A 9,765-nucleotide genomic window follows, 5' to 3' on the forward strand; every position below is an offset into this window, starting at 1 on the left:
AGAGCGCACCGCACTGATCCTGCGCAAATGGGCTGCCAAGGAGGTAGCCGCCTGATGTCGATTGCAGCGCTTTTCGAAAGGCTGACCGATTTCGCGCCGTTGGCTCCCAACGGGCCCGACCTCGAAACGCCGGCCGCAAGTACTTACCCCAAGGCAGTGCCCGATCCGGACATCCCGGCGATCGTCGCCGAGGCGGTCGCTCACGCCGAGGCCGAGCTGGCCGCGCGGCTGAGCGAGGAGCATGAGGCAGCCCTCGAAGTCGAGCGCCAGCGCCATGCCACCGAGATCGCCGATCTCGGCGCCCGCTTCGGTGCCGATACAGGTGCCGCCATCGCCATGCGCATCGGCGAGATGGAAACGCGCCTCGTCCATCTCTCCACGGATGCCGCCGCCCGCATTGTCGCCGGCTTGGTCAGCGACGACATCCGCAGCCGCTCCATCGACGCCCTGGCCAGTGCCGTCATATCAGCCTGCGCCGACCGCGAGGCGGTGCGCATCAAGGTCAGCGGCCCGCAGTTCCTGTTCGACGCGCTGGCAACGGCCCTGGGCGAGCGCGCGGCCAATGTCGACTTCATCGAGGCTACAGGCTTCGATCTCAGTGTTTCGATCGACGACAACCTGTTTGAGACCCGTCTCGGCGAATGGTCTTCGGCCCTTTCCGAGACCTTGCCATGACTGCCACCGACGGCGGCGAGCCGCGCCACGAGATCATCATCGTCCGGCGTGCCCATGTCGATCACGATGAAGGCCATCACGGCGGTGCGTGGAAGATCGCCTTCGCCGACTTCATGACGGCAATGATGTGCTTCTTCCTGGTCATGTGGCTGATCAGTGCCGCCAACGAGCAGACCAAGGCGGCGGTCGCCAGCTATTTCAATCCGGTCAAGCTTGTCGACCGCAACGCCAGCCGCAAGGGGCTCGAAGAGCTTGGCGATGGCCCCAACTCCGTTGGCCTGACCGCTGAGACCCCGCAGGAAGCCTCAGGCAAGGCCGGCACCGACGGCCGCGGCAATGCCGGCCCGTCGACCGAGAAGAATTCGGCCGACTCCGCCGATTCCGTCAAGCGTTCCGACGACCACCTCTTCAACGACCCCTATGCCGTTCTCGCCGAGATCGCCCAGGAGACCGGCGCCAAGGCCAATGTCTCCGAACGCGGAGACGGCGGGGCGCAAAGTGCCGGCCCTTCGAGTGGTGCCACCGGCGGTGAAGCCTATCGCGATCCCTTCGCGCCCGATTTCTGGACCGAGCAGGTCGCAACACCCGCTGCCGAGGCAAGTGCCGAGCGTGCCTCGATCGAAGGCGATCCGGCAAAGCCGGGCGACAAGACCGCGCGCTCTGACACGTCGGAGCCTGTGAAGGCCGCCGAGCCCTCGTCCAAGGCAGCCGAACAAGCAACACCCCTTGCCCGTGAAAGCGCCAAGCCCGGCGATGCCCCCAAATCGGAGGCAGCCGAAGCCCAAGCTATATCCGAAAAGCCGAAGCCCAAGGACGATACGCCGAGCAAGGACACCATCAAGGACGCCGACGCTATCAGGCGCGAACTCGCCGAGGCCATCAAGTCGGGCCCAAACCTGCCCGACGGCGTCTCGGTCGTCGCCACCGACAGGGGCGTCGTCATCTCGGTTACCGAGCAGTTCAACTTCGGCATGTTCGAGATCGGTTCTGCCGTGCCGCGCAAGCAGCTCGTGCTTGCCATGGAAAAGATCGCCAAGACCATCTCGGCCCACGAAGGCCAGGTCTCGATCAACGGCCACACCGATGCCAGGCCGTTCCGAGGCGGCGGCTACGACAATTGGCGCCTGTCCACCGCGCGCGCCCATTCGGCCTATTACATGCTGGCCCGCGCCGGGCTCGACGAGAAGCGCATCGTCGAGGTCGCCGGCTTCGCCGACCGCAAGCTGAAAGACACAGCAGAGCCCTTCTCGGCCACCAACCGGCGCATCGAAATCTTGCTGGAGAAGCCTCAATGAGGCTGGCGGCATCTCTTTCAGGTGCGGCCCTCATCGCCCTGCTGGTTGCGGGCGTGCCAGGCCGCGCCATGGCCAGCGAAGCGCCAGCACTTGAGCCTTACCAGCTCGTGCGCTGCCTGCAGCTGTTGCAGGACCGCATTGCCGGCGGCGACCAGGCTTCGTTGCCGCTGCAGCGCCGACTGCTCGAAATGACCGACGAGCGCATGCGCACGGCCAGTACAGCCGCATTCAAGGACCCCAAGAATTTTCGCGCTTTGCTCATCTACGCCATGAGCGGCGGCAATCCGCTGACCATCGAACAGGTCCTGTCGCGGCTCACCCTCGAAGAGGCCGACCGCACGCTTGCGCAAGGCATCATCGACTATCTCAGGGGCAAGCCGAAAGGCGCGGTCGAAGCACTCGCCTCGATCGATCCGCTGACGCAGATCTCCGAGCTGGGCGCCTTCCTTGCCCTGGTCAAGGGTTCGGTCAGCATCACCGATGAGCCCGAAAAGGCGATGAAGCTGTTCGATCAGGCTCGCCTTTTGAGCCCCGGCACGCTGGTTGAGGAAGCAGCACTGCGCCGTTCGGTGACGCTTGCCAGCCGGATGGAGGACGGTGGCCGCTTCCTGCGCACCTCGACCCAATATGTCCGCAGCTACCTGCGCTCACCCTATGCCAGCCAGTTCGCCGATGCCTTTGTCGCTGGCGTCGTCACCCTGCACGCCTCGGTCAATCTCGACTCGATTGCCGAGATCACGGCGATGATGGATGCCGAGCAGGAGAAGGTCGTCTATCTCCGTATCGCTCGTCGCGCCGCGATCGACGGCCTGACCGAGCTTTCGGCGTTCGCKGCCGCCAGGGCCGAGCAAGGCCGCGACGGCAGTAACAGCACCGACCCGCGTGCTCAGCTCTATTCCGGACTTTCGGCTGTCACGTCGGGCAATGCTGCCGACATGCTGGGCATGCTTGGCGGTATCGACCGCGACAAGCTGTCCAAGGGTGACCGTGCTTTGCTCGACGCCGTCGAGGCAGTCGCCACCGAAATGACCTCGGCGGTACCGGCCTCGCCAGAAAGCAAGCCGAAACCAATCGACATCGAGGACCTGCCGCCAGCACCGCTCGACCTTGCATCGCCTCCGGCCGATCCAATGGTTCCCGATGCCGTCGAAGCGCCGGCTCCTGCGGCGCAGTCAATGCCCACGCTCCCGGAGCCGGCGATCGCCAAGGCACCCAGGGTCGTGCCGCTGACCAAGCCAGGACCCGCCGAGGCTGAAGACCCCAAGATCATCGAAGCGCGCCGTACTCTCGAATCCATAGACGAACTTCTCGGAGGCTCTCCCAAATGACCGACGGCATTAGCGCTGCGCTGGTGAGCCCGACCGCCAGACATCCATCGGCGGCAGACCGCAACGCTCTGGCAGGCAACGACGAGCAGGCGGATTTCGGCCGCACTTTGATGTCGCCGCAAAAGGGCGAAAAGCAGTCGAAGGAGCAGGCCGCCGACCAGGACGCGCCGCGCGAAAAGGGCCTACACAAGCTCGCCGCACGGCTTGCCGCGCGTGATCCAGGCGTTGCTGATGCCAAGGACGAAACCGATCCGGGCACCACGGAGACATCGGCGGAAACCAGCCAACCCGAAGGTGCTGAACTCCCCGACACGTCGGCCAAGGACGCTAGCAAGGCTGACATGTCGGCCGATGCCGCCTTGCCGCTGGTGCTTGCATTGAGTGAATTGCGAAAGGCGACCAGCCACCCGGCCAATGCCGGCTTGGCCGATGCCGCCGACGCCGAGGCCGGCGATGTCGCAGCAACGCCCGCCGGCGACATGGCCGACACCGAGCGTTCAGCACTGGTCATGAGCAGCGCGTCAGCGCGTGCGAGCTCCGCTGGCTCGGCTTTGCCACCTGGCATGGCACCCGTGGCTGAAACACGCATATCTGATACACCTGTCACAGCGCAGTCCGCCACGCCGGGCGCGGCAAGCACGGATGCTGCCGAAGCCGACAAGCCGGCACGCCCGACACCAGCAAAACAGGCCGAGCAACCCACCGCTGCAAGCCGCGTCAGCGTCATTTCCGAGCAAGCCATCCCCGCTCCTGCCGCCTCCGGTGCCAACAGCACTGCAGGCGCACTCGCCCTTGCCATCGCCTCCGACGCGCCACGCCACACCGCAGCCGCAAGTGCGGTCCAGCAGCTCCAGGCCAGCACCACAAATGCGCCCGCCGCACAGGTCCTCAAGATCCAGCTGCGTCCGGTCGAATTGGGCATGGTTACAGCCAGTTTGCGCCTGGCTGGAGAGCAACTCTCGATTGAAATCGAAGTTGAAAACGCCGAAGCCTATCATCGGCTTTCCGCCGACCGCGAAGCGATCAACACAGCGCTGCGTGGCCTCGGATTCGATGTCGATCGCGTCACCATCCTTCAACCGCAATCGGGGCAACCACGCAGTGACAGCGGTGCCCCATCCGGCAGTGCCAGCGGTCGCGACCAACCGTCCTTCCAGTCGGACGGAACAGGTAGCGAAGGTGGCAATTCAGGCAATGGACGTCCTGGCGGGAGATCGGCAAATGAAGACGGTAGCGCACACAACATCTCGCCGCCTCGCGCTGATCGCCCTGGCAGCAGCCGCTATATCTAGTGCTGCAACTGGCCTGGCCGTAGCCGCTGCGAACCCTTGCGAGCCGGAGATCCTGCGCGCCGCAGACCGCTATGGCGTGCCGGTCGGCATCCTTTATGCAGTCGGCCTGACGGAGACCGGAAAAAAGGGCAGTTTGCAACCCAACGCATTGAATATAGAAGGAAAAGCAGTTTTTCCCAGTAACGAGACCGAGGCTCTCGCTGCCTTTGAAACCGCCCGCAGCGAAGGCAAGACCCTGATCGATCTCGGCTGCATGCAGATAAACCACCGCTATCACGCGGCCGAGTTTCGTTCGGTCCGCGACATGCTCGATCCCCGTCGCAATGTCGACTACGCCGCGCGCTTTCTGGTCAGTCTTCACAGCCGCCACGAGTCCTGGTCGATGGCTGTCGCACGCTATCACGCCGGCCCAAATAACGACCCCGCCCAGAAGCGTTATGTCTGCCGCGTCATCGCCAACATGGTCGCCACCGGCTTCGGCCGCTGGACCGACAATGCCCGGAATTTCTGCAACCCCTAGGCGGCCCGCGCCATATTGAACCGGTCACAGGCCGAGACACCCGCCGTCCTCCAAACGCTGAATCAGGATGCACGCATGTCGTGCAGCCGGTTCAACCCATGCGATTCCTGACTCCCCAAAAAATAGCGGCAAGAATTCACGATTGGTCGCCTTGGTCTCGACCCATTACCGATTGGTTAACGGGGCATTTATTTCTGATTCGGAAGGCGGGGCCGATGATTGTTGTTGTCGACGAGCGAGAGCTCGTCACCAAAGGATATAATTCACTTTTTGACCGGGAAGGCGTCGCTTGCGCGGGTTTCCGCTCCGGCGAATTCGGCGAATGGGTCACCAGCGCTCCTGAGGAAGATCTGCGTTCGGTTCGCGCCTTCCTCATCGGCGACTGCAGCGAGGGTTTGATTTCTCCTCGCCAGCTGCGGGACCGCTCCAAGGCGCCGGTCATCGCGCTCAGCGAGCAGAACAATCTCGAAAACACGCTCAAGCTTTTCGAATCCGGCGTCGACGACGTCATTCGCAAGCCTGTCCATATCCGTGAGATCCTGGCCCGCATCTCGGCGATCCGCCGCCGCGCCCAGGAAGACACCGGCTTCACCGAGATTGGCGCGATGCGCATCTTCATGGATGGCCGCGACCCCGAGATCCACGGTGAGCCATTGCCGCTGCCGCGCCGCGAGCGCCGTATCCTGGAATATTTGGCAAGCAACAGCGGCCGTCGCGTCACCAAGACTCAAGTCTTCAACGCGATCTACGGCGTGTTCGACGAAGAAGTCGAAGAAAATGTCGTCGAAAGCCACATCTCCAAGCTGCGCAAAAAGCTGCGCGAGCGTCTTGGCCACGACCCGATCGATTCCAAACGTTTCCTCGGTTACCGGCTGGTCGTCTGATCAGCCTCGCGCAAGACATGCCGCGTAGCTTCCCTATCGTGGCATGAGATTTGAGGAGACCATCGATGAGCCTTTACGGAATGATGCGAACCGGTGTTTCGGGCATGGCTGCCCAGGCAAACCGGCTGTCGACGGTCGCCGACAACATCGCGAACTCGAGCACGACCGGCTACAAGCGCGCCTATACCGAATTCTCGTCGCTGGTTCTGCCCAGCACGCCCGGCAGCTACAATTCCGGCGGCGTCACCACCAATGTGCTGAATTCGATCAGCAAGCAGGGCGCGCTGCAATACACGACGTCGACCACCGATCTTGCTGTCGATGGCAACGGCTTCTTTGTCGTCCGCGACGCATCAGGCTCGCCGTTTCTGACCCGTGCCGGCTCCTTCGTTCCCGACGGCCAGGGCCGCCTGATCAATTCCGCCGGCTACCAGCTCATGGGCTACAGCTACGCCAACGGCGTTCCGGCTGCCACCGCCAACGGCTTTGAAGGCCTTGTTCCGGTCCAGATTTCGGCCACCGAACTCACCGCGCTTCCGACCAAGAACGGCACCTTCACTGCCAATCTGCCAAGCGACGCGACTGTTGTTGCCCCGCCCCTGCCGAGCGGCAACCTTGCAGGCGCGACCTACACCGCGAAATCCTCGATGGTGGTGTACGACAATCTCGGCGGTAAGAAAATTCTCGACGTCTACTACACCAAGACAGGCGCCAACACCTGGGATGTGGCCGTGTTCGATCAGTCGAAGGCAGCGTCCGGAACGTCGTCGTTCCCGTACGCCGCAGGCGGTCTCCTCGACAGTGACTCCCTCACATTCGACGGCACCACCGGCAAGCTGACCGCCGGTGGAAATTTGTCGTTTACCGTGCCCGGCGGCGCGCCAATGACCCTCGACATGTCGAAGATGACCCAGCTCGCCTCACCTTACACGGTCACCAAGGCTGTGACCGACGGCAACGGTCCGAGCACGATCGAGCGCGTCCAGTTCGACACCGACGGCACCATGTACGCCCAGTACGCCGACGGCTCGATGAAGCCGCTGTTCAAGATCCCGCTGGCCGACGTGGCGAGCCCTGACCGGCTCATCCAGAAGTCGGGCAACGTCTTCTCGCAAGGCGCTGACTCCGGCGATGTCCAGATCGGCTTCGCCGATGCAGGCGGTCGCGGCAAGATGGTCTCCGGCGCTGTCGAGAACTCCAACGTCGATATCGCCGAGGAACTCACCGCCATGATCGAGTCCCAGCGCAACTACACCGCCAATTCCAAGGTCTTCCAAACCGGAGCGGACCTCATGGATATCCTCGTCAACTTGAAGAGATAGGCTGACGGGCCTCAGTCCGCGAAAGATCCAGCATGTCCTTGTCGTCTGCCCTCAGCATCGCTCAATCTGCGCTTCGCAACACGTCGCGGCAGACCAGCACCGTTTCCCGCAACGTCGCGGATGCATCGAACCCAGATTACGCCCGCCGCACGGCGGTGCTCACCAGCACCGGTCCCGGTGCGCGCGTCATCGAGATACAGCGAGCGACCAACGAACTTCTGTTTCGCCAAAACCTCTCAGCTCTGGCCGACTTCTCCGGCCAGAACACGCTCTTCGAAGGCCTGCAGAAGCTGGCCCTCGACGTCAACGGCTCCGACAACAAGACTTCGCCGGCGGCCGTGCTTGGCAAGTTCCAGCAGGCGCTGCAGCTTTATGCGGCGGCACCTTCCAATGAAAACCTCGGCACGGCGGCGATCGATGCCGCCCGTCAGGTCGTGCGCTCGCTGAACGATGGCACCGATGCCATCCAGAAGATCCGCACCGAGGCGGATGGCGAAATCGCCACCGCTGTCGATGACCTCAACACCTTGCTGGCCGATTTCGAGCAGGCCAACAAGCTCATCATGACCGGTACGCGTACCGGGCGCGACGTCAACGATTCCCTCGACCAGCGCGATGCCATCTTGAAGAAGATTTCCGAGATCGTGCCGATCTCGACCTTCAAGCGTGGCGACAACGACATGGTCATCACCACGACCTCGGGCGCAACCCTGTTCGAGACCGTGCCGCGCGCCGTCACCTTCGAGCAGACACCCGGCTTTGCGACCGGCATGGCCGGCAGCAAGATCTATATCGACGGGGTACCGATCCAGCCGGGCACCGGCGCCAACACCGATGCGGCGGGCAAGCTCGCCGGCCTGGTCCAGCTGCGCGACAGCGTCGCCAACACCATGCAGTCACAGCTCGACGAGACCGCGCGCGGCCTCATCACCGCATTCCGCGAGACGGCTCCCGGCCTCGCCGATCGGGCCGGCCTGTTCACATGGTCGGGCGGTCCGGCTGTTCCGGCGGCCGGCACGCTGATCAATGGCCTCGCGCGCCAGATCAAGATCAATCCGGCCGTCGACCCGACCGTGGGCGGCAATCCGAAGCTTCTGCGCGACGGCGGCATCAACGGAGCCTCCTACGTCGCCAATACGGCCAACAACGCGTCCTACGCCGATCTGCTGATTTCTTACGGCAACCGCATCGACCAGCCCATGGTCTTTGATCCGGCTGCCGGCATCACCGCAAACTCGAGCCTCAGCAGCTTCACCACCAATTCGATCGGCTGGTTCGAAGGCATGCGCAAGCAGGCCGATAGCGCGACCCAGACCAAGGAGGCACTGGCAGTTCGTACGGCCGAAGCGCTGTCCAGCGAAACGGGCGTCAATGTCGACATCGAGATGTCGCTGATGCTCGATCTCGAGCACGCCTACCAGGCCTCGGCAAGGCTCATGAAGGCTGTCGACGAGATGCTCAGTGCCCTGTTGGCAGCGGTGAGGTAGCGCAATGAAAACCACCTTCGTTTCCACTTCGGCGGTCACCAACGCGCTGCGTTATTCGATGATGCGCCAGCAGTCGGCGCTCATCAAGGCGCAGAAGGAGGCCACCACCGGCTTCGTCGCCGACACCGGGCTGGCGCTTGGCGCCCGCACGGCACAGTCGGTCGCCTTGAACCGCGACCACGAACGTTTGGGTGGCATTGTCGATTCCAACGCCTTGGTGTCGTCGCGGCTGTCGATGACTCAGGAGTCGCTCAAGCAGCTCGGCAAGTCGGCCCAGACCTTGCTCGCCAGCTTGACCACGAGTTCCTCCAGCGACACCACTTATGGGCAGACCCGAGACGCCGCGCGCTCCACGCTCGCCACCATGACCTCGGTGCTCAACACAAGTTACAACGGCGAATATCTGTTTGCCGGCACCAACACCGACGTCAAGCCGTTCAACGATTTCAAGCCGGGCTCGYCGGGCAAGGTGGCTTTTGACACCGCCTTCCAGACCCATTTCGGCTTCACGCAGAACGACCCGGCCGCCAAGAACATCACCGCTGCCCAGATCGACAGCTTCATGACCACCAAGGTCGAGCCGATGTTCCTCGGCGCTGGCTGGCAGGGCACGTTTTCGAATGCCACCGATCAGGGCATCACCAGCCGCATTACCTTGAACGAGACGACCGAAAGCTCGGTCAGCGCCAATGAGATGGGTATCCGCAAGATCGCGATGATTTCGGCGGTCATGGGCGACCTGCTCGATAGCAATGTCGGCAACGAGGCCCGCGCGGCACTCGTGACGCGTGGCGTCGCGGCCATCGGCGCGGCCGTCAGCGACATCGGCCAGCTGGAAGCAAGAACCGGCATCATCCAGCAGCGCGTCAGCACCGCCACCGAGCGGCTGGAAATGCAGAAGGACCTTTACGAAGGCTACAACATCAAATCCGAGGGCGTGAACCCCGAACGGGCGGCGACGC

General features: G+C 63.3%; 9 protein-coding genes. All 9 read left to right on the forward strand.

Annotation, left to right across the window (positions count from 1 at the left end):
• Positions 1–54: 54 nt before the first annotated feature.
• Positions 55–675, forward strand: coding sequence for a hypothetical protein (locus AC1DUU_RS13340; protein WP_476783899.1), 621 nt, complete (start codon positions 55–57; stop codon positions 673–675).
• A complete protein-coding gene (locus AC1DUU_RS13345; protein ID WP_476783900.1) occupies positions 672–1,970 on the forward strand; it encodes a MotB family protein in 1,299 nt (432 codons plus the stop codon). The genes AC1DUU_RS13340 and AC1DUU_RS13345 overlap by 4 nt, the downstream gene beginning before the upstream one ends.
• On the forward strand, positions 1,967–3,298 hold the full coding sequence (locus AC1DUU_RS13350) for a chemotaxis protein MotC (RefSeq protein WP_476783901.1): 1,332 nt from the start codon (positions 1,967–1,969) through the stop codon (positions 3,296–3,298). Before AC1DUU_RS13345 ends, AC1DUU_RS13350 begins: the two co-directional genes overlap by 4 nt.
• Positions 3,295–4,590 (forward strand): flagellar hook-length control protein FliK, encoded by a 1,296-nt coding sequence (locus AC1DUU_RS13355; RefSeq protein ID WP_476783902.1) that lies wholly within the window; start codon positions 3,295–3,297, stop codon positions 4,588–4,590. The genes AC1DUU_RS13350 and AC1DUU_RS13355 overlap by 4 nt, the downstream gene beginning before the upstream one ends.
• On the forward strand, positions 4,520–5,110 hold the full coding sequence (locus AC1DUU_RS13360) for a transglycosylase SLT domain-containing protein (protein ID WP_476783903.1): 591 nt from the start codon (positions 4,520–4,522) through the stop codon (positions 5,108–5,110). The genes AC1DUU_RS13355 and AC1DUU_RS13360 overlap by 71 nt, the downstream gene beginning before the upstream one ends.
• 215 nt (positions 5,111–5,325) lie before the next feature.
• The gene (locus AC1DUU_RS13365; RefSeq protein ID WP_476783907.1) at positions 5,326–5,994 is read left to right on the forward strand and encodes a response regulator transcription factor; all 669 of its coding nucleotides are present in this window, start codon (positions 5,326–5,328) and stop codon (positions 5,992–5,994) included.
• A gap of 65 nt (positions 5,995–6,059) precedes the next feature.
• Positions 6,060–7,316: a flagellar hook protein FlgE gene (locus AC1DUU_RS13370; protein WP_476783904.1), complete on the forward strand. Its 1,257-nt coding sequence runs from the start codon at positions 6,060–6,062 to the stop codon at positions 7,314–7,316.
• Between the two features lie 32 nt (positions 7,317–7,348).
• On the forward strand, positions 7,349–8,803 hold the full coding sequence (gene flgK, locus AC1DUU_RS13375) for a flagellar hook-associated protein FlgK (RefSeq protein ID WP_476783905.1): 1,455 nt from the start codon (positions 7,349–7,351) through the stop codon (positions 8,801–8,803).
• Between the two features lie 4 nt (positions 8,804–8,807).
• A partial coding sequence (locus AC1DUU_RS13380) for a flagellar hook-associated family protein (RefSeq protein WP_476783906.1) occupies positions 8,808–9,765 on the forward strand: 958 nt, incomplete at its 3' end.

It is taken from the genome of Aminobacter sp. P4_H6_2 (genome assembly GCF_056400805.1).